Source organism: Stenotrophomonas sp. FBCC-B152, assembly GCF_059134105.1.
In genome coordinates this window covers 1,980,326-2,000,008 of sequence record NZ_CP101442.1, presented here as the reverse complement: position 1 = coordinate 2,000,008, position 19,683 = coordinate 1,980,326, and the positions used below count along the sequence as shown (strand labels likewise).

Sequence of the window (19,683 nt, the reverse complement as noted above, 5' to 3'; positions counted from 1 at the left end):
CAGGTAAGGTGGGCAGCCATGACGCCTTCGCCCGCTGCCGCCCTGACGTTGTTCGAACCCGCCACGGGCGCCTGGTTCGCCTCGGCGTTTCCCGCCCCCACCCCCGTACAGACGGCGGCGTGGCGCGCCATCGGGGCCGGCGAGCACACGCTGGTGATCGCGCCGACCGGATCCGGCAAGACCCTGGCGGCGTTCCTGCATGCCATCGACCAGCTGTACCGCGCACGCCAGCAGGAGTCCGCGGCGCAGGGCGGCACGCCGAAGGCAGCGCCGCGCCGCACCCGCGTGCTCTATCTATCGCCGATCAAGGCATTGGGCGCCGACGTGCAGCGCAACCTGCAGGTGCCGCTGCAGGGCGTGGACGCCGAGCGCGAGCGGCGTGGCGATCCTGCGGTCGCCCTGACCGTCGGCATCCGCACCGGCGACACGCCTGTGGCAGAGCGTGCGCGCCTGCTGCGGCGCCCGCCGGACATCCTGATCACCACGCCCGAATCGCTGTTCCTGATGTTGACCTCGAAGGCGCGCGAGACGCTGCGCGAGGTCGATACCGTGATCGTGGATGAAATCCATGCGGTGGCGGGCAGCAAACGCGGCACCCATCTGGCGCTCAGCCTGGAGCGGCTGGACGCATTGCTGCAGGTGCCCGCGCAGCGCATCGGCCTGTCGGCCACGGTACGCCCGGTGGAGCAGGTAGCGGCCTTCCTGGGGGGCGACCGGCCGGTGACCGTGGTGGACCCGGCCAGTCCGCGCCATCTCGACGTACGCATCGTGGTGCCGGTGGAGGACATGGCGGACCTGCCGCCGCACGCGGGACCGGGGGCGGAACGCGAACCGACCGGCCGGGTGGGCTCGATCTGGCCGCACGTGGAAGCGAGCATCCTCGACCAGGTGCTGGCGCGGCGCTCCACCATCGTGTTCGCCAACTCCCGTGGCGTGGCCGAGAAGCTGACCGCGCGGCTGAACGAGCTGCATGCCGAACGCAGCGCACGTGCGGCCGGCCAGCCGCCTGTCGCGCCGGCACCCGAGCAGTACGGCTCGTTCACCGGCAGCACCGTGTCGCGGGTGGTGGCCGGCCCAGAGCTGATCGCGCGGTCGCACCACGGTTCGGTCTCCAAGGAACAGCGCCGCGACATCGAACAGTCGCTCAAGGACGGTTCGCTGCGCTGCGTGGTGGCGACCTCCAGCCTGGAGCTGGGCATCGACATGGGCCTGGTGGACCTGGTGATCCAGGTCGCGGCGCCGCCGTCGGTGGCCAGTGCGCTGCAGCGGATCGGCCGGGCCAGTCACCAGGTGGGCGGCACCTCCACCGGGCTGGTCTACCCGCGCACGCGACGCGACCTGATCGACGCCACCGTGGCGATCGAGCGGATGCTGGAAGGGCGCATCGAAGCGGTGGATCCCCCGCGCAACCCGCTGGATGTACTGGCCCAGCAGACCGTGGCGGCGGCCTCGATGGAAGCTCTGGATGTCGAGGCCTGGTATGCGCGCGTGCGGCGCGCGGCGCCGTACCGCAGCCTGCCGCGCAGCGCGTTCGATGCCACGCTGGACATGCTGGCCGGGCGCTACCCGTCTGACGACTTCGCCGGCTTCCGTCCGCGCCTGGTGTGGAACCGGCAGACCGGTGAACTGAGCGCGCGCCCCGGGGCCAAGCAGCTGGCGGTGACCAGCGCCGGCACCATTCCCGACCGCGGCATGTACAGCGTGATGTTGCCCGAAGGCGAAGAACGTGCCGGCTCGCGCCGGGTCGGCGAGCTGGACGAGGAGATGGTCCACGAATCACGGGTCAATGATGTGATCACGCTGGGGGCGACCTCCTGGCGGATCGAGCGGATCACCCATGACCAGGTGCTGGTCACGCCCGCGCCGGGGCGCTCGGCGCGGCTTCCGTTCTGGCGGGGCGAAGGCGTGGGCCGCCCGGCCGAACTGGGTGAGGCGGTGGGCGCCTTCCTGGCCGCACTGGATGCCGACGCAGGCAACGACACGCTTGCGCCGGCGTTGCTCGCGCGGTTGCAGGGTGCGGGGCTGCAGCCCAATGCGATTGCCAACATCGTCGGCCTGCTGGATGAGCAGCGCGCGGCAACCGGCGTGTTGCCGACCGACCGCCGGCTGGTGGTGGAACGCTGCCGCGACGAATCCGGCGACTGGCGGGTGATGCTGCACTCGCCGTACGGGCGGCGCATCCACGATCCCTGGGCGCTGGCACTGGCAGGGCGCATCCAGGAACGCTGGGGCGTAGACCCGGCGGTGGTGGCCAGCGACGACGGCATCATCGTGCGTATTCCCGATTCGTCAGGGCGGCTGCCCGGTGCCGAGCTGTTCCTGTTTGAGCCCGAACGCCTGCGTCGCGAGGTGACGCAGGCCGTGGGTGGTTCCGCGCTGTTTGCCGCGCGTTTCCGCGAGTGTTCGGCGCGCGCCCTGTTGCTGCCGCGAAGCAAGCCGGGAAAGCGTTCACCGCTCTGGCAGCAGCGCCTGCGCGCCGCCGAGCTGCTCGCCATCGCGCAGCGCTATCCCGAGTTCCCGATGCTGATCGAAGCGGCGCGCGAGTGCCTGCAGGATGTCTACGACCTGGATGCGCTGGACACGCTGATGCAGCGCCTGGCCGAAGGACGCGTCGAGATTGCCGAGGTCACCACCGAGGTGCCGTCGCCGTTCGCCGCCAACCTGCTGTTCGGCTACGTGGCCGAGTTCATGTATGGCACCGACGTGCCGTTGGCCGAGCGCCGCGCGTCGGTGCTGTCGCTGGATGCGGGTCTGCTGGGCGATCTGCTGGGGCAGGTGGACCTGGGGGAACTGCTTGATCCCACCGTGGTGGAACAGGTGGAACGCGAACTGCAGCGCCTGGCGGCAGGCCGGCAGGCGAACGGGCGGGAAGGCGTTGCAGACCTGCTGCGCGAGCTGGGCCCGTTGAGCGAAACCGACATCGCAGCGCGTCTCAACGATGCAGACAGCGCCGGGACACATCTTCTGTCGCTCCAGGGCGAACAGCGCATCGTGTCCATTCGGATGGCCGGACGGCAGGTCTGGGCGGCAGTGGAGGACGCCGCCCGTTTACGCGATGCGCTTGCCGTTGAACTGCCTGACGGTGTTCCTGCCGTCTTCCTGCAGCCTGCCAGCGACCCGTTGGGCGAACTGCTCGGGCGCTACGCGCGCACCCATGCGGCATTCACCACGGGCGATGCGGCCCGCCACTGGGGGCTGGGCGTGGCCGTGGTGGATGCCGCATTGGAGCAGCTTGCCGGACAGGGCAAGGTGCTCAGTGGCCATTTCGGCGCGGGGCACGCGGGTGACGATGCCGCCGACGCTGCAACGGTCCCGTTGGCGCGCCGCGAATGGGTGGGGGAAGGCGTGTTCCAGCGACTGCGCCTGCGCTCCCTGCAGGCCGCGCGCGACGCCACCCGGCCAGCCAGCCGCGAAGCGTATGCGGCGCTGTTGCTGGAGCGGCATGGGCTGGTGGCCGACGCGACCGTGGCATCCCGTTCCAGCACAGTACCCACGCACGGCGCGTTGGAAGGTGGCGATGGTGTGCTGCGCGTGATCGAGCTGCTGGCCGGGGTTCCCTTGCCGGTGTCGGCGTGGGAGCACCAGATCCTGACGGCACGGGTAGCTGACTACACACCGACCATGCTGGACGAACTGCTGGCGACCGGCGCGGTGGCGTGGGTGGGTCATGGCCGGCTGGGCGAGGATGACGGGCTGGTGTCGCTTCACGTGCAGGAGGGCATGGGCGAAACGATGCCTGCCGCGCAGGTAATCGACCCTTCGCCCTTGCAGGCGGCGCTGCTGGCGGTGCTGGAAGGCGGTGGCGCCTTCTTCGCACGGCAGTTGGCAACCGCGACGCAGGCGCGTCTCGCCGCGGCCGGGGTGACGGACATCGTGGTCGATGCCGAGGCACTGCACAGCGCGCTGTGGGAACTGGCGTGGGCCGGTTGGGTAACCACCGATCTGTGGACGCCGCTGCGCCATCTTTCCGCTGCGCGACCCGCGCGCCCGCGCCCGACGACCTCTGCGCGGCAGAATCGTTACGCGCGTGGGAGGGCGATGATGGATCCGCTCGGTGCCGCGGGCGGCCTGCAGCCGATGGCGACCACGTTGACCACCCCCACGCTGGCCGGCCGATGGTCGCTGCTGCAGCGACCGCCGATCAGCAACACCGTGCGCGCCGTCGCGCTGGCGAACGGGCTGCTGGAGCGGCACGGAATCGTGACGCGCGGTGCGGCCATTGCCGAAGGCATCGCCGGCGGTTTCCCGGCGCTGGTGCAGGTCTATCGCGGCATGGAAGATGCCGGCCGGGTGCTGCGCGGGCGGTTCGTGGACGGCATGGGCGGCGCACAGTTCGCCGAGCGCGGCATGGTCGATGCGCTGCGTGAGGTGGCCGAGGCGCAGCGGCCTGGGCAGGTGGGGCTGAGCGTGGGGCTGTCGGCGGTGGATCCCGCCAATCCGTTCGGGCCGGTGCTGCCGTGGCCGGCGCACCCCGCTGCACAGCGGCCGGTGCGACGACCCGGGGCGCTGGTGGTGATCGGTGGCGGTCGCCTGCGCATGTACCTGGCCCAGGGCGGGCGGCAACTGCTGACGTGGTTCGAGCCGGGCGCGGCTGGCGAAGACGCGGCGCTGACCGCAGCCGCCCAGGCGCTGGTCATCGCACTGCGACGCGGGCGGCGCATGACGTTCACGCTGGAACTGATCGATGATGCGCCCATCCAGCGCGATGCGGTGACCGAGGCACTGCGTGCGGCGGGTTTCTCCAGCGCGCCACGCGGCCTCGACTGGCAACCCTGACGCGACGACGTCAGTCGTCGATCAGCCCCAGGTCGTGCGCGGCGCGCAGATCGTCGGGCGTGTCGATATCCAGCGCCAGGGCAGGGGCATGCAACGCGCCAACCGTTCCGGGTTCCATCGCGCGCAGCCGTGCGCGGAAGCCGCTGTCACCCTGGCCTTCGGCGAGGTCGGCGAACCACGCGCCGGGCACCACCGCCGGCACGCCGAGCGTGCCGAGCAACAGGGTGGCCGCGCAGCCGGAGCTTGACTGGCTGGCGCTGTCCAGCAACGCCTGCAGATGCGCAGCCTCCAGCGCGGGCTGGTCGCAGGCGACCACAAGCACGCGTGCCGATGCCTGCACGGCAGGCGCGGCGACCAACAGGCTGCTGCCCATGCCGCGCTGCGCGTCAGGATTGAGCACGTGCACGCAGTCGAGGTCGGCCACCGCATCGGCGATCGGTCCGGATGCCTCGGGCAGTACCACCGCCAGCACCGAAGGTGCAGTGCCGGCGGCCAATCGGACCATCCGGTGCAGCAGGGTTTCGCCGTCGCGACGCAGGAGTTGTTTGGGGCGGCCCAGCCGCGTGCTCCCACCTGCAGCCAGCACCACGGCGGCATGGGCGTTCATCACGGCAGTTCCGGCACGCCGTGCCGCCATGCCTGTAGCTGCGCGGCAATGCTCAGTGCAATGGCCTCCGGTCCGCGCCCACCCAGTCCCAGCCCGATCGGCGAACGCAGGCGAGGGGACAGCGCTACTCGTGCTTCCGGCGGCAGCAGTTTGAACAGGTCGTCGCGCCGCCGTCGCGGCCCCAACAATCCGATGAAGGGAACGGACGTGGCCGCCAGTGCCTCCAACGCTTCCCGGTCCAGCTCGAAATTGTGGTGCATCACCAGCACCGCATCCGGCAACGGCCCGTCACGCAACCGGCTGGCATAAGAGGCAGATGCATCGCCGGTAGCACCCGACCGTTGGTCGGGTGGCGCAATAACAGCAAGCCGCTCCCGCCACCTCTCACGTGGCTCATGAATTTCAACACGCCATCCGAGGCCCACCAGCAAGGGCAGCAACGGCGCAGCCTCCGGGCCCGCGCCCAACACCATCACGCCCGGCGCACGCCGCCATTGCAGCTGCCACTCCCGGCGAGGCGCTTCCCAGTCGACCGGCGGACTGGCGATGTCGTGGGAAAGGGCCGTGTCGCCACAACGCCATTGCAGCGCACCCGTGCCCTGCAGCGTCAGTTCCAGCGTTCCCTCTCCCCGCAGCCACGGGTCAAACACGCTATCGATGCCGGCAAGCGACGCCGGCGGAATCAGCACCACCCGTTGCCGCCCCCGGCATCCCACCGCGTTGCCGGCAAACAGCGCATCATCATCGCGGGTATCGATCTCCATCCACGCCAATGCGCTCTCGTCCACGGCCTGCATCGCGCGGCGCTCGATCTCCGGCTCCAGGCAGCCACCGCTGAGCCAGCCCACGTGGCCCTGATCGGTAAACAGTACGACGGTGCCGGCGCGGGTATAGGTGGAGCCTTCGGTTTCCAGCACCACGGCCAGCGCCGCGCGACGACCGTCGCGCAGCGCGGCGAGGGCCGCCTTGAACACAAGGCCGGGGTTACCGTCCTCGGCCTCCAGCGGCGTACTGGCCAGGCCCGCACTCATCCCAGCGCAGGCAGCCCGGCCAGCAGCTTGTCCAGCGTGATCGGATACTCGCGCACGCGGGTGCCGGTGGCGTTGTAGATCGCATTGGCCACCGCCGCACTGACACCGCACAGGCCGAGCTCACCCACGCCCTTGGCCTTCATCGGCGACGACACCGGGTCGGTCTCATCCAGGAACACCACCTCCTGGTGGGGGATGTCGGCATGCACGGGCACTTCGTAGCCGGCCAGGTCGTGGTTGACGAAGAAGCCCAGCCGCGTGTCCACCGCCAGCTCTTCGGAAAGCGCGGCGCCCACGCCCATGGTCATCGCGCCGATCACCTGGCTGCGCGCGGTCTTGGGGTTGAGGATGCGCCCGGCGGCGCACACCGCCAGCATGCGCCGGATCCGGCTTTCGCCGGTGGCAACATCCACGCCCACTTCCACGAAGTGCGCGGCGAAGGTGGACTGCTGGAACTTCTCTTCCAGCTCGGCGAACTCGATGGTGTCTTCCACCACCAGCTCGCCATCGGCGGCGGCCTTGCCCAGCGCGAAGCTTCTGCCTCCATCGCTGACCTTGCCCTTGGCGAACGTCGCCTTCGCCGGGTCCAGGCCCAGCTTGCCGGCCACGGCCTCACGCAGCTTGGTGCAGGCGGCGAACACGCCGGCGGTGGAACTGTTGGCACCCCACTGTCCACCAGAGCCGGCCGAGGCGGGGAAGCTGGAATCGCCCAGTTTCACCATGACCTGCTCCAGCGGCACGCCGAGCATTTCCGCGGCGGTCTGGCCGAGGATGGTGTAGCTGCCGGTGCCGATGTCGGTCATGTCGGTTTCCACCGTCACCTGGCCACTGCCATCCAGCCGCACGCGTGCGCCGGATTTCATGACCAGGTTGTTGCGGAAGCCGGCCGCCACGCCCATGCCCACCAGCCAGCGGCCGTCGCGCCGGGTGCCAGGGCGGGCGTTGCGCTGGTCCCAGCCGAAGCGCTCGGCACCGTCGCGCAGGCACTGCACCAGCTGGCGTTTGGAGAAGGGTCGTTCCGGGTTGGCCGGGTCCACCTGGGTGTCATTGCGGATGCGGAACTCAATGGGATCCAGGCCCAGCTTCTCGGCCATTTCATCCATCGCGATTTCCAGCGCCATCAACCCGGGGGTTTCGCCCGGCGCGCGCATGGCATTGCCTTCCGGCAGGTCCAGGTGCGCCAGGCGCAGTCCGGCCAGCCGGTTGGCGCCGGCGTACAGCAGTTTGGTCTGCTGCACCGCTTCTTCCGGCGAGCCGCCGGGCAGGTTGCCCGACCACGATTCGTGACCGATCGCGGTCAAGGTGCCTTCGGCGGTGGCGCCGAGTCGGATCCGCTGCAGCGTGGCAGGGCGGTGGGTGGTGTTGTTGGCCACCATCGGCCGCGACAGTGTCACCTTGACCGGGCGCTTGGCGGCGCGCGCACCCAACGCCGCCAGCACCACGTCCGAGCGTACGAACAGCTTGCCGCCGAAACCTCCGCCGATGTACGGCGAGATCAATCGCACATTGTCCTTGGGCAGGCCCAGCGTCTTGGCCAGGTCGGTCCTGCCCCAGTCGATCATCTGGTTGGAGGTCCACACCGTGAGCTTGTCGCCTTCCCACGCGGCCAGCGTGGCATGCGGTTCCATCATGGCGTGCGACTGGTCCGGCGTGTGGTACATCGCATCCAGCGTGACCGGGGCATTGCCGAAGGCCTTTTCAAAGTCACCGACGCGCGCGTCCGGATCGGTCTTCTGGAAATTCGTGCCGGCCTTCTTCGCCGCAGCCAGGTCATAGGCACCCTGCTGGGTGGCGTAGCGCAGCCGCACCAGTCCAGCCGCGGCGCGCGCCTGTTCAAAGGTCTCCGCCACCACCAGTGCCAGCGCCTGGTGGTAGTGGGTGATCTCCGGGCCACCCAGCAGCGGGGCGGCGTTGCGCTGCGACTTCTGCAGCGGGCCGGCGTTGTCGGCGGTCACGATGGCCAGCACGCCCGGCGAACGCCGCGCGGCGTCCAGCTCCATGGAGCTGATCCGGCCCTTGGCAATGCCGGCGGTGACCACGTAGCCGTACGCGGCATTGGGCACGGCATCGTGCCATTCGTAGGCATACGTGGCATGGCCGGTGGTCTTCAGCGGGCCGTCGATCCGGTTCAGTGGCTTGCCCACCACCTGCAGCTGGTCGATGGGATTGGTGCCGGCGGGTGTGTCGAATTTCATGGCTTACCCCTTGGCCTGCTGGAGGACGGCGGCGAGCGTGCGCTCGGCCAGCTGCACCTTGAAGGCGTTCTGCGGTGAGGGTGCGGCGCCTTCCAGCAGCTTGGCCATCACGGCCGCAGCGCCCTGCGGCAGCAGCGCATCGGCTTCCGGCTTGCGCCACGGTTTGTAGGCCACGCCGCCCAGTGCCACCCGACCGCTGCCATCGCGTTGCAGCACCGCCGCTACCGACACCAGCGCGAAGGCGTACGAGGCTCGGTCGCGCACCTTGCGGTAGATGTGGGTGCCACCCAGCGGTGCGGGCAGTATTGCTGCGGCGATCAGCTCGCCTTTCTCCAGCACCGTTTCCAGGTGCGGGGTGGTGCCCGGCGCGCGGTAAAGCTCGTTCAGCGGAATGTGCCGGCTCGAGCCATCGGGCCGCAGCGTTTCCACCACGGCATCCAGCGCCATCATCGCCACCGCCATGTCACTGGGGTGGGTGGCGATGCACGCAGCACTGGTGCCGACCACGGCCAGCTGCCGGCTGATGCCGCCGATGGCCCCGCAGCCACTGCCCGGCAGGCGCTTGTTGCACGGCTGCGCGGTGTCGTAGAAGTACGGGCAGCGGGTGCGCTGCAGCAGGTTGCCGGCAGTAGTGGCCTTGTTGCGCAGCTGGCCGGAGGCGCCGGCCACCAACGCGCGGGTGAGCAGCGCGTAGTCGCGGCGGATGCGCGGGTCGGCCGCCAGGTCGGTGTTGCGCACCAGCGCGCCGACGCGCAGGCCGCCTTCGGCGGTCGCTTCGATGGTGTCCAGCGACAACCCGTTGACGTCGATCAGGTGCGCCGGCGTTTCGATCTCCAGCTTCATCAGGTCCAGCAGGTTGGTGCCGCCGGCAATGAAGCGTGCCCCCTGGGTGCGGGCCGCCGCAGCGGCCGCTTCGGCCGGGGTGCTGGCACGTTCGTAGGTGAAGGCCCTCATGCGCGGGTTCCTCCGACGTCTTCGATCGCTTCGACGATGTTGGAATACGCACCGCAGCGGCAGATGTTGCCGCTCATGCGTTCGCGGATCTCATCGGTGGTCAGCGCGGCGCGGGCGTCCAGGTCATCGGTGACGTGGCTGGGAATGTTGTCGCGCACTTCCTGCAGCACCGCCACCGCCGAGCAGATCTGCCCGGGGGTGCAGTAGCCGCACTGGTAGCCATCGTGTTTGACGAACGCGGCCTGCATCGGGTGCAGCTTGTCCGGTGCGCCCAAGCCTTCGATGGTGGTGATCTTCGCGCCTTGGTGCATCACCGCAAGGGTCAGGCAGGAATTGATGCGGCGGCCATCCACCAGCACGGTGCAGGCACCGCATTGGCCGTGGTCGCAGCCTTTCTTGGTGCCGGTCAGGTGCAGGTGCTCGCGCAGTGCATCCAGCAGGGTGACGCGGGTGTCCAGCTGCAGCGTGCGCGGCTTGCCATTGACCTCGAAGGCCACCTCGGCGGTCACCGGTGCGCGTGCGCCGGCGGTGTTTCCCTGGGCTTCTGCGACCACGGTTGGAATCACCATGCTGGTGGCCGAGCCGGCGCCGAGTTTCAGCACGTCGCGGCGGGAAAGGGAAAGCTGGGGGGGCGTGCTCATGGGGTGGCTCCTCGTTGGCTGCTGCAGTCTGGCTCACGGGATCGGTGCATCGATGATCGTTCAGCGGGGGTCGGCATGCGGTGAAGCGCCGTGTGAATGGGGGTGGCCGCCGTGCGAGCAGACCACCCATTCGCTGTCGCCTTCCACGTACAGCTCTTTCTTCCAGACCGGCAGCCGGTGCTTGATCGCATCGATGATGTAGCGGCAGGCGCCGAAGGCAGCGTCGCGATGTGGCGAGGAAACGCCGACCCACACGGCCAGCTCGCCAACCGCCAGGCGTCCGCTGCGGTGGATCCCGATTGCGTCGATATCGCCGAAGCGCTCACGGGCCTCGGCCAGGATCGCCTCGCCCTCGCTCTGGGCAAGGGCGGTGTACACCTCGTATTCGAGGCCTTCGACGTCCCGGCCGTCGTTGCGGTTACGGACCCAGCCTTCGAACGCACAGAACGCGCCGTGCGCGGGGTTCCGCAGGGCCGAGCGCAGCGCCGGCACATCCAGCCCGACCGCGCTTATCGAGAACGCGCTCATCCGCCGTTGACCGGTGGGATGAACACCACGGTGTCGCCGTCCTGCAGGGGCTGGTCCCATCCACAGAAGCGCTCGTTCACGGCTACCCGCAAGGCGGACGCCGGCAGCGTGAAGCCGTGCCTGGCCTGCAGCTGCGCGTACAGCGTGCCCAGCGAGTCGGCGTCGGTGTCCACGCGTTCGGCGCCCCGGTTGGCCTGTTCGCGCAGCTGCGCGAAGTAGTTGAGTTCGACCTGGGGCATCAGCTGGGTTCCAGTTGTTGGCGTGCCTGCAGCAGCTCGCCAGGGGTGTTGACGTTGTCCAGGGCACCCCCAGGCGAGGGCAGCGCGTGGATCTGCAACTGCAGCAGCGCTTTGCGCGGGCAGTAGTTCCCCGCGTCGAAGCGCTGGCGCAGCAGCGGCGCGGACGACGGTTCCCAGATCGCACAAAGCGGCTCGGGCAGGTCGTCGTGGCGGCTGACGAACGTCGTGGCGTCCTTCGCCGGGTGCCGTGCCGCCACCAGCGCGCGCAGCGTGCGCGCATCCAGCAGGGGCAGGTCGCAGGCGATCACCAGCCATGCGTGAGCGGGAAATGCCTGCTGCGCGGAGAGGATGCCGGCGACGGGACCCACGCTGTCGACGCTGTCCACCAGGGTAGGCAGGCTGCCGCGCAGCGTTTCGCCGCACTGATCCGGGCGGAGCGAGACGAAGGCCTGCACCACCTCGACATGCCTGAGCAGGGCCCAGGCGCGCAGCAGCTGCGGCTGACCGGCATAGTCGAGCAGTGCCTTGTCTGACTGCATGCGGCGGCTGGCACCGCCGGTCAGCAGCAGGGCCGACAGCGGTGCGCTCATGACGGATACGCCAGGTCGGACTTGCCGCCGCGTTTGGACACCAGCCGCACCTGCTCGATCACGATGGCATGCGACAGCGCCTTGCACATGTCATACAGCGTGAGCGCGGCAACGCTGGCCCCGGTCAGGGCCTCCATCTCGACGCCGGTGGTGCCGTGGCAGGCCACCGTGCAGTCGATCACCGCGCTGTCGCCGTCCATGTCGATGCTGATGTCGCAGCGCTGCAGGGCGAGCGGGTGGCACAGGGGAATCAACTGCGAGGTGACCTTGGCGCCCATCACCCCGGCAATGTGGGCCACGGTCAGCACCGCGCCCTTGGGCAGCACGAAGCCGGCCTCGCGCAGCTGGTGGGCGACCTCGGGCGGGAAGCGCACCCGGGCCTGGGCGTGCGCCACGCGGTCGGTGGCGGTCTTGCCGCCCACATCGACCATGCGCGGCCGTGCGTCGGCGTCCAGGTGCGAGAGCAGGGTAGGGTTGGGTTCCATCATCCACCTATGTAGTGCATTTCGATGCGGCGCCCGGGCCTGGAAGCCGGGCGGCCGCGCAGTTCGCTGTAACGGTCGTTGCGGGCGGACCACACCCCCGCCAGCACCGCGCGCAGGGCGGCGTCGTCCGCGCTGGCACGCAGCAGGCTGCGCAGGTCGTTGCCACGGGTGGCAAACAGGCAGGTGTAGAGCTGGCCTTCGGAAGAAAGGCGCGCCCGCGTGCAGTCGCCGCAGAAGGGCTTGGAGATGGACGAGATCAGGCCGATTTCACCCGCGCCGTCAACGAACCGGTAGCGGGTGGCGACTTCGCCCGGATGGCGGGGCGGCAACGCGAGCAGTGGCCAGCGGGCGTGGATGCGCGCGTGCAGCGCCTGCGAGCTGACCACGCGGTCGGCCGACCAGCCGGTGCGGTTGCCCACGTCCATGAACTCGATGAAGCGCAGCACCACGCTGCTGCCGCGGAAGCGTTCGACAAGGTCGAGCGCGCCCGCGTCGTTCAGGCCGCGCTGCAGCACGGCGTTGATCTTGACCCCGTCACGGAAGCCAGCGTCGCGGGCCGCGTCGATCCCGCGCAGCACGGCTTCCACGTCGCCACGCCCGCCGCTGATCTGGCGGAACAGCGCAGGATCCAGCGTATCCAGGCTGACCGTGACCCGGTCCAGCCCCGCATCAGCCAATGCCTGCGATTGCCGGTCGAGCAGCACCCCGTTGGTGGTCAGGGCGATATCGTCGATGCCGTCGATGCGACGCAGGCGATGGACCAGGTCGGGCAGCTGTGGGCGCAGCAGCGGTTCGCCGCCGGTCAGGCGCAGCTTGCTCACGCCCAGTGCCGCAGCCTGGCGGCATACGCGTTCGATCTCGTCGAAGCTCAACCGCGCTTCCGGCGGCAGGAACGCATAGTCCTCGCCATAGGTCGCCGCCGGCATGCAGTAGGTGCAGCGGAAATTGCAGCGGTCCATGACCGAGATGCGCAGGTCACGCAGCGGACGGTTGCGACGGTCCAGGAGGGGCGGGTGTGCGCTCATGTCACCACCGGTGCAGCTGCAACAGCTGGCCTGTCGAACCCGCGCTGCCGGCGGCAAGCTCCAGCACGCCAGCGGTGCCGGCCAACGCCGTGAAGTCACCGGAGTTGCGCGAGGCCACGGGCTCGGCCACCACAGTGCCGCCGCCATCGTCCTGCAGATGGACCGGAATGAACTGGGCCAGGGCGAAGGCGGGCAGGTCAGTGGCCAGCGGCACGCTCTCTGGTGCTGGAAGCGCTGCGCCCATGCCCGCCAGCAGCGCCGGGCGCACGTAGCGGATCAGGCAGACCAGCGATGACACCGGATTGCCCGGCAGCGCGAAGACACGTTGGCCCTCCGGCCCCACGCCAAACCACATCGGCTTGCCCGGGCGCTGCGCGATGCCGTGGAAGTGGCAACGCACGCCCAGCGCCTCCAGCGTGTCGGGCAGGTAGTCGCGCTGCCCCATGGAAACGCCGCCGGACAGTACCAGAGTGTCGTGCGACGCCAGCAGCCGGCCCAGCGCCTCGGCAAGCAGGGCGGGATCGTCTGCCAGGTGATGCAGGGAGGCGCGGCCCAGGCCGGCCGCCTGCAGCGCGGCCATCAAGGCCAGGTCGTTGGAGCGCCGGATCCGCCCCGGTGGCAGTGCTGCGTCCACGTCCACCAGCTCATCGCCGGTAGCGACGATGGCCACGCGGGGCAACCGCGCGACGGTCACCCGGGCCACGCCGTTGGCGGCCAGCAGTGCCATCCGGGGGGCGTCAATGCGGATGCCCGGTGCCAGCACCGGCGTGCCGGCGGCGCAATCGCTGCCACGGCGGTGGATGAACTGTCCGGCGACCGGCGTGGCGGTGGCGCGCAGCGCATAGCCGTCGGCAGTGCGCTCCAGATGTTCGATCGGCACGATGCAGTCGCAGCCCTCGGGCAGGACGGCGCCGGTGGACACCTCGATGCAGCTGCCGGCATCTTCCAGGACCTGGCCGTGCATGCCGGCCATCTGCGCACCGGCAACGCGGAGCACGGCGGGCATCACCGGCTGCCAGCGGGTGACCACCCCATCCATCATGACCCGGTCGAATGGCGGTTGCGCGCCTTCGGCGACCACGGCCTGTGCCAGCACGCGGCCGACCGCTTCCGGCAGGGCGATCTGTTCCGTGACGACGTCGGGAGTGCTGGAACGAAGCACGGCATCGGCTTCCTCTACGCTGATCAACGGCCTCATCAGTGCGTGCGGGTGGCGGGCAATGGCCCAGTCTGGCGATTCCGGCGTGATCGCCATTTCACGTCAGCGCATCACCTTGTCAGGGGTGATCGGGGTGCTGCGGATGCGCTTGCCGGTGGCGTGGAAAATCGCATTGCTGATCGCGGCGGATACCCCCACCAGGCCGATTTCGCCCACGCCTTTTGCGCCCAGGCTGCTGACCACCCGGTCATCTTCATCCACGAACACCACGTCCACGTCATGGATGTCGGCGTTGACCGACACGTGGTACTGGGCGAAATCGCGGTTCATGAAGCGGCCGAACCGATGGTCGGCCTCGGTGTGCTCGTGCAGGGCCGCGCCGATGCCCCAGACCACGCCGCCGATGATCTGGCTGCGTGCCGTGGTCGGGTTGAGGATGCGCCCGGCGGCAATCGCGCTCACCACCCGCATCACCCGTACGGTGCCCAGGTCTTCATCTACCCGCACCTCCACGAACACGGCACTGTGGGTGGCGCGGGTGAACTTCCGTTGCTCCAGTAGGTTGGGCAGCAGCAGGTAGCTGGCCTCGATGCTGGCGCGCCCAGCGCCGGCCAGCAGCGTGGTCAGCGGCACCGCGCTGGCCGGGTTGTCGCGCAGTGCCAGGGTGCCATCGCGGAACACCACGTCGTCCAGTCGTGCGCGTGCGAAGGCCGAGCCTGGGGCCAGCCGCGCCAGCGCCAGCAACCGGCGGCGCAGCTTGGTGCAGGCGCCATCCACCGCCGAGCCGACCGTGCTGACATGCGAGGAACCGCCTTCAATCGGGGCCACCGGCAGGGTGGAATCGCCCAGCTGGAAGGTCACCTGCTCCAGCGGCAGGCCCAGCGCTTCGGCGGCGATCATGCTCATCACGGTATAGGTGCCGGTGCCGATGTCGCTGGCGGCGCTGCTCACCACCAACCGGCCATCGGCATGCAGCCGCGCATGCGCCCGGGCAAACATCTGCATGGCATCCCACTGCCCGGTGGCCATGCCCCAGCCCACCCACTCATTGCCCTCCTTGCGCGCGCGAGGTTGCGGGGCGCGTTGCGACCAGCCGAAGCGCTCGGCGCCCTGGGCGTAGCAGTCACGCAACGCCTTGGTCGAATACGGCTTGCCATCGGCCGGATTGACCTCGGCATAGTTCTTCAGGCGCAGCGCCAGCGGGTCGATGCCCACCGCGTGGGCCAACTCATCCATCGCCACTTCCAGTGCGTGCACGCCGTGCGCCGCACCGGGGGCGCGCATGTCGATGGGGGTGTACTGGTCCAGCCCGACCACCTTGTAGCCCAGGTGCACGTTGTCGCAGGCGTACAGCTGCCCGCTCCAGTTCACCACCACTTCGACGTAGTCCTCATTTCGCGAGGTTTCGCCGACCGCTTCGTGCCAGATCGCACGCAGGGTGCCATCGGCATCGGCGGCCAGTCTTACCCGCTGCACCGTCTCGGCGCGGTGGCCAAACGTAAACATCTGCTGGCGGGTCATCACCACCCGCACCGAGCGTTCCAGCGCCAGTGAACCCATCACCGCCAGCGCAAGCTGGTATTGCGGCCGCAGCCCGGCGCCGAATGCACCACCGACGAAGGGATTGCGCACCGTCACCTTGCGCTTGGGCAGCCCGAACACCTGCGATACATACCAGCGGCTGTTCTGTGAGCCCTGGGTCTTGTCGTAGATGGTCAGGTGGCCGTCGTCGCCACGGATCACCGTGCTGGCGAACAGCTCCATCGGGTTGTGGTGCTCGACGCCATGGTAGAAGTCGGCGCTGATGGAGAACGGAGCGTCCTCAAGGGCCTGGTCCGGCGTGCCCTTGTCCTTTGGCGGGGGCGAGAACCCCGCCTTCATCTTCTTCGGCGGCCGCGCGCGGGCCATGGCGGCGACCAGGTTGGTGTCGTGTTCTTCCACGTCGTACTGCACCCGCACCCGGCCTGCGGCTTCTCGTGCGGCTTCGAAGGTCTCCGCCAGCACCAGCGCCACGGGCTGCCCGCTGTACAGCACGGTATCGTCGAACAACGGGCGGAACGGCTTGCCGGCCGGCGCGGTCATGTCTTTGTAGAACAGCCCGGCGCTGCGCATGTGCGGGCGGTTGAGGTGGGTGACGATGCGCAGCACGCCGGGCACGGAATGGGCTTCATCCAGGCTGAAGCCCACGATCCGCCCCTTGGCGATGGTGCTGTTGACGGCCACGCCGTACACCAGGTCCGGCGCGGGCCATTCGGCGGCATAGCGTGCCTCGCCGGTGACCTTGGCGCGGCCGTCGATGCGCGGCGTGCCGGTGCCGGTAGGTACATGGCCGGTACCTGCCGGGGCAACCGGCGCGGTCAGCTGCGTGGGAAGGTTCATGCCTGCGTCTCCGGATGGGGGCGCGTGCTGCCCTGGTTGTCTACGGTTCCCTGTGCCGCCGTTTCGAGCGCGCGGATGACGGTGCGCTTGGCCAGCGGGATCTTGAAGGCGTTCTGGCCTTGCGACACTGCCCCTTGCAGCAGTGCCTCGGCAGCCGCCTCGTATGCGTCGGTGCCTGGCGTGGCGCCGACCAGCAACGACTCGGCTGAGGGCTCCCGCCAGGGCTTGTGCGCCACGCTGCCCACGGCCAGGCGCGCGGCCCGGATCGTTCCGTCGGGTGCGATGTCCAGCGCCGCGGCCACCGAGACCAGCGCGAACGCATAGGACAGGCGTTCGCGCACCTTCAGGTAGGCGCTGTGCGCTGCAAACTCGAGCGCCGGTGGCAGCTCGATGCGCAGGATCAGTTCGTCGGCAGCCAGCGTGCTGTCCACCTCGGGCGATGCGCCGGGCAGGCGATGGAAGTCAGCGAAGGGGATGGCGCGCTCGCCCCTGGTGCTGGCGACGTGGACCACGGCGTCCAACGCCGCCAGTGCCACGCACATATCCGAAGGATGGGTGGCGATGCAATGCTCGCTGGCACCCAGGATGGCATGGTGGCGGGTCAGCCCGCCGATCGCGGAGCAGCCGCTGCCCGGTTCGCGCTTGTTGCAGGGCGTGGCCGGGTCATAGAAATAGGTGCAGCGGGTACGCTGCAGCAGGTTGCCGCCGTTGGTGGCCATGTTGCGGATCTGCGGCGATGCAGCCGCGAGCATGGCGGCAGACAGCAGCGGGTAATCGCGCTCCACCAGCGGGTGCCAGGCGGTATCGGCGTTGCGCGCCGTCGCGCCCATGCGCAGTCCACCGTCCTCGCGCGCCTCGATCCGGTCCAGCGGCAAGCGGCTGATATCGACCAGCGCCGCCGGGTTCATCAGCTGCAGCTTCATCAGGTCCAGCAGGTTGGTGCCGCCGCCGATGGGGCGAACGTAATTGCCGCCATCAGTTCCAGCCAGTGCCAGCAGTGCATCCTGGATCGAATCCGGTCGCTGGTAGATGGCCGGGATCATGCGGGCACCGTGCCAGGCACCCAATCGGCCGGCGCTGCGTCAGGCGGGGCAGGGTGTCCGCTGGCCAGCACCAACATCACCGCATCGGTGATCTGCGGGTAGGCGCCACAACGGCAGAGGTTGCCACTCATCAGCTCGCGCACCTGGTCGCGGTTGCAGACCTTGCCTTCGTTGATCAGGCCCTGTGCCGAACAGATCTGTCCGGGCGTGCAGTAACCGCATTGCAGCGCGTCGCAGGCCATGAACGCCTGCTGCAGGGGATGCAGTACCTCGCCGTCGGCAAAGCCCTCGATGGTCTGTACCTCGGCGCCGTCCTGCATCACTGCCAGGGTCAGGCAGCTGTTGATCCGGCGCCCATCCACCAGCACCGTGCACGCACCGCACTGGCCGTGGTCACAGCCTTTCTTGGTGCCGGTGAGCTGAAGCCGTTCACGCAGCAGGTCGAGCAGGCTGACCGTGGATTCGACCTGCAGGGCGTGCGGCACGCCGTTGATGGAAAGCGTGACTGGATAGGCGTGCGGGGCACGTACAACGGGAGCGGAGTCGCTCATGGCAGTTCCGGCTAGGCGATGCCCTGACACTGCGTCATTGCCTGTCTAGCGGGGGTGCAGGGCAGATGCCCGTGGCGCGAAGGTGGCGCAGGCCAGCACCGCAGGCAGCGTAGATTTACTGAGCGCGGCCCCGTAGTTCAACGCTGGCTGGGCGGATGCCCTTGGCACCACCCTGAACCATACAGCGCTGAGCGCCCGCTGCCGGAACCCATTCCATGCCAAGCCAAGCCTCCGCCATCCAATGGGTCGAATGGTCGGCGCTCGGCATCGAGCTGCTGGCCATCGCGCTGATCGTGGCCACCATCGTGGTGTCGACCGTGGTCTACGTCGTGGCCCTGGCGGTGCAGCACAAGGATCATGCCGACAGCTACGAGCGCTACCGGCGCCGGCTGGGCCGGGCGCTCTTGCTTGGTTTGGAGATCCTGGTCGCCGCAGACATCGTACGCACTGTGGCATTGGACAGCACGATGAATGCGATCCTTTCCCTGGGCCTGCTGGTGATCATCCGGACGTTCCTGAGCTGGTCGGTCGTGCTTGAGGTAGAAGGCTTCTGGCCTTGGAAACGACCACCTGAGCGGAGGCCGGGTCCGCGCGAGGGCCCGCCGCCGCCATGACGGCCCAAGCTGTGATCCTGCTCTGCCTGCAGGCGAGCATTGTCGGAACGGTATTCTCCTTCGGGCTGCAGGCGACGGTGTCGGACGCGCTGTTTCTAGTGCGACATCCACGTATGCTGCTGCGCTCGGTCATCGCCATCTTCATCGTCATGCCGCTTGTCGCCATCCTGATGGCGGAAGCATTCCCCTTGCCCCGGGCGACCGAAATCGCCTTGGTGGTGCTGGCATTGGCGCCAATTCCGCCCCTGCTGCCGAAGAAGGAGAGCAAGGCCGGCGGCGAGGGCGGCTATGCGCTGGGGCTGATGGTGGTGATGGGGCTGCTGGCCATCGTCCTGGTGCCGCTGCTTGCGTCGCTGCTGGGCACTTGGTTTGAGCGGGACTTTCGAATGCCGCCACAGGCCATCGCCAAGGTCATCGTCATCATGATCGTGCTGCCACTGCTGGCCGGAATGGTCACCCGAGCCTTGGCGCCTGCCCTCGGCCCGAAGCTGGCCAGGCCCATCGCGCTGGCATCGATGATCCTCCTGCTGTGCGCTGCAGCGCCGATCCTCTACTCGGCCGTGCCGATCGTGGTCAACCTGCTGCACAGCGGCACGCTGCTGGCCATCGTGGCGTTCATCCTGATCGGCCTGGCGGTGGGCCAGCTCCTCGCCGGCCCGGTCGCGCAGCGCCAGACCGTGCTGGCGCTGTCCACCGCCAGCCGCCATCCGGCCATCGCGCTGGCCATCGCCAAGACCAACTTTCCGGACGAGCCCTTCCTGGCGGCCACCATCGTGCTGTACCTGCTGGTGGTGACCGTGATGGCCATTCCGTACGTCGCGTGGCGCCGCCGTAAGGCACCGCCTGCCGCCGAACGCAATGCATGA

The 19,683-nt window shown here is 69.1% G+C and carries 17 protein-coding genes; 3 read left to right on the top strand and 14 right to left on the bottom strand.

Features of this window, described 5'->3' with window-relative positions:
* Nucleotides 1-18 precede the first annotated feature (18 nt).
* Nucleotides 19-4,776 (top strand): ATP-dependent helicase, encoded by a 4,758-nt coding sequence (locus NMB40_RS09370; protein ID WP_494360818.1) that lies wholly within the window; start codon nt 19-21, stop codon nt 4,774-4,776.
* A 10-nt stretch (nt 4,777-4,786) separates the two neighbouring features.
* On the opposite strand, the gene NMB40_RS09365 is transcribed toward NMB40_RS09370, so the two are convergent.
* The 14 genes from NMB40_RS09365 to NMB40_RS09300 are packed head-to-tail and all read right to left on the bottom strand — an operon-like array spanning nt 4,787 to nt 18,203.
* Nucleotides 4,787-5,383: a nucleotidyltransferase family protein gene (locus tag NMB40_RS09365; protein WP_494360817.1), complete on the bottom strand. Its 597-nt coding sequence runs from the start codon at nt 5,381-5,383 to the stop codon at nt 4,787-4,789.
* Nucleotides 5,383-6,414, bottom strand: coding sequence for an XdhC family protein (locus NMB40_RS09360; RefSeq protein WP_494360816.1), 1,032 nt, complete (start codon nt 6,412-6,414; stop codon nt 5,383-5,385). Before NMB40_RS09360 ends, NMB40_RS09365 begins: the two co-directional genes overlap by 1 nt.
* Entirely contained in the window at nt 6,411-8,609 is a 2,199-nt protein-coding gene (paoC, locus tag NMB40_RS09355) for an aldehyde oxidoreductase molybdenum-binding subunit PaoC (RefSeq protein WP_494360815.1), read from the bottom strand. The genes NMB40_RS09360 and paoC overlap by 4 nt, the downstream gene beginning before the upstream one ends.
* Before the next feature lie 3 nt (nt 8,610-8,612).
* Nucleotides 8,613-9,563, bottom strand: coding sequence for an FAD binding domain-containing protein (locus NMB40_RS09350; protein WP_282246514.1), 951 nt, complete (start codon nt 9,561-9,563; stop codon nt 8,613-8,615).
* Nucleotides 9,560-10,204 carry an aldehyde dehydrogenase iron-sulfur subunit PaoA gene (paoA, locus tag NMB40_RS09345; protein WP_494360814.1) on the bottom strand — a complete coding sequence of 215 codons (645 nt, stop codon included), beginning with the start codon at nt 10,202-10,204 and terminating at the stop codon, nt 9,560-9,562. Before paoA ends, NMB40_RS09350 begins: the two co-directional genes overlap by 4 nt.
* A gap of 60 nt (nt 10,205-10,264) precedes the next feature.
* Nucleotides 10,265-10,732 (bottom strand): molybdopterin synthase catalytic subunit, encoded by a 468-nt coding sequence (locus tag NMB40_RS09340; RefSeq protein ID WP_494360813.1) that lies wholly within the window; start codon nt 10,730-10,732, stop codon nt 10,265-10,267.
* On the bottom strand, nt 10,729-10,971 hold the full coding sequence (locus tag NMB40_RS09335; RefSeq protein ID WP_448142834.1) for a MoaD/ThiS family protein: 243 nt from the start codon (nt 10,969-10,971) through the stop codon (nt 10,729-10,731). The genes NMB40_RS09340 and NMB40_RS09335 overlap by 4 nt, the downstream gene beginning before the upstream one ends.
* Nucleotides 10,971-11,561, bottom strand: a complete 591-nt coding sequence (locus NMB40_RS09330; RefSeq protein ID WP_494360812.1) for an NTP transferase domain-containing protein — start codon at nt 11,559-11,561, stop codon at nt 10,971-10,973. Before NMB40_RS09330 ends, NMB40_RS09335 begins: the two co-directional genes overlap by 1 nt.
* The gene (moaC, locus tag NMB40_RS09325) at nt 11,558-12,046 is read right to left on the bottom strand and encodes a cyclic pyranopterin monophosphate synthase MoaC (RefSeq protein ID WP_494360811.1); all 489 of its coding nucleotides are present in this window, start codon (nt 12,044-12,046) and stop codon (nt 11,558-11,560) included. Before moaC ends, NMB40_RS09330 begins: the two co-directional genes overlap by 4 nt.
* On the bottom strand, nt 12,046-13,071 hold the full coding sequence (moaA, locus tag NMB40_RS09320) for a GTP 3',8-cyclase MoaA (RefSeq protein ID WP_494360810.1): 1,026 nt from the start codon (nt 13,069-13,071) through the stop codon (nt 12,046-12,048). Before moaA ends, moaC begins: the two co-directional genes overlap by 1 nt.
* 1 nt (nt 13,072) lies before the next feature.
* Nucleotides 13,073-14,326: a molybdopterin molybdotransferase MoeA gene (locus tag NMB40_RS09315; protein WP_494360809.1), complete on the bottom strand. Its 1,254-nt coding sequence runs from the start codon at nt 14,324-14,326 to the stop codon at nt 13,073-13,075.
* Between the two features lie 6 nt (nt 14,327-14,332).
* Entirely contained in the window at nt 14,333-16,609 is a 2,277-nt protein-coding gene (locus NMB40_RS09310) for a xanthine dehydrogenase family protein molybdopterin-binding subunit (protein ID WP_494360808.1), read from the bottom strand.
* Complete coding sequence (locus NMB40_RS09305) at nt 16,606-17,676, bottom strand: FAD binding domain-containing protein (RefSeq protein ID WP_494360807.1); 1,071 nt, start codon at nt 17,674-17,676, stop codon at nt 16,606-16,608. The genes NMB40_RS09310 and NMB40_RS09305 overlap by 4 nt, the downstream gene beginning before the upstream one ends.
* Nucleotides 17,649-18,203, bottom strand: coding sequence for a (2Fe-2S)-binding protein (locus NMB40_RS09300; protein WP_494360806.1), 555 nt, complete (start codon nt 18,201-18,203; stop codon nt 17,649-17,651). The genes NMB40_RS09305 and NMB40_RS09300 overlap by 28 nt, the downstream gene beginning before the upstream one ends.
* Before the next feature lie 215 nt (nt 18,204-18,418).
* Here NMB40_RS09300 and NMB40_RS09295 point away from each other — a divergent pair, with 215 nt between their 5' ends.
* Nucleotides 18,419-18,817, top strand: a complete 399-nt coding sequence (locus NMB40_RS09295) for a DUF1622 domain-containing protein (RefSeq protein ID WP_494360805.1) — start codon at nt 18,419-18,421, stop codon at nt 18,815-18,817.
* Between the two features lie 11 nt (nt 18,818-18,828).
* Complete coding sequence (locus NMB40_RS09290) at nt 18,829-19,683, top strand: bile acid:sodium symporter family protein (protein ID WP_494360804.1); 855 nt, start codon at nt 18,829-18,831, stop codon at nt 19,681-19,683.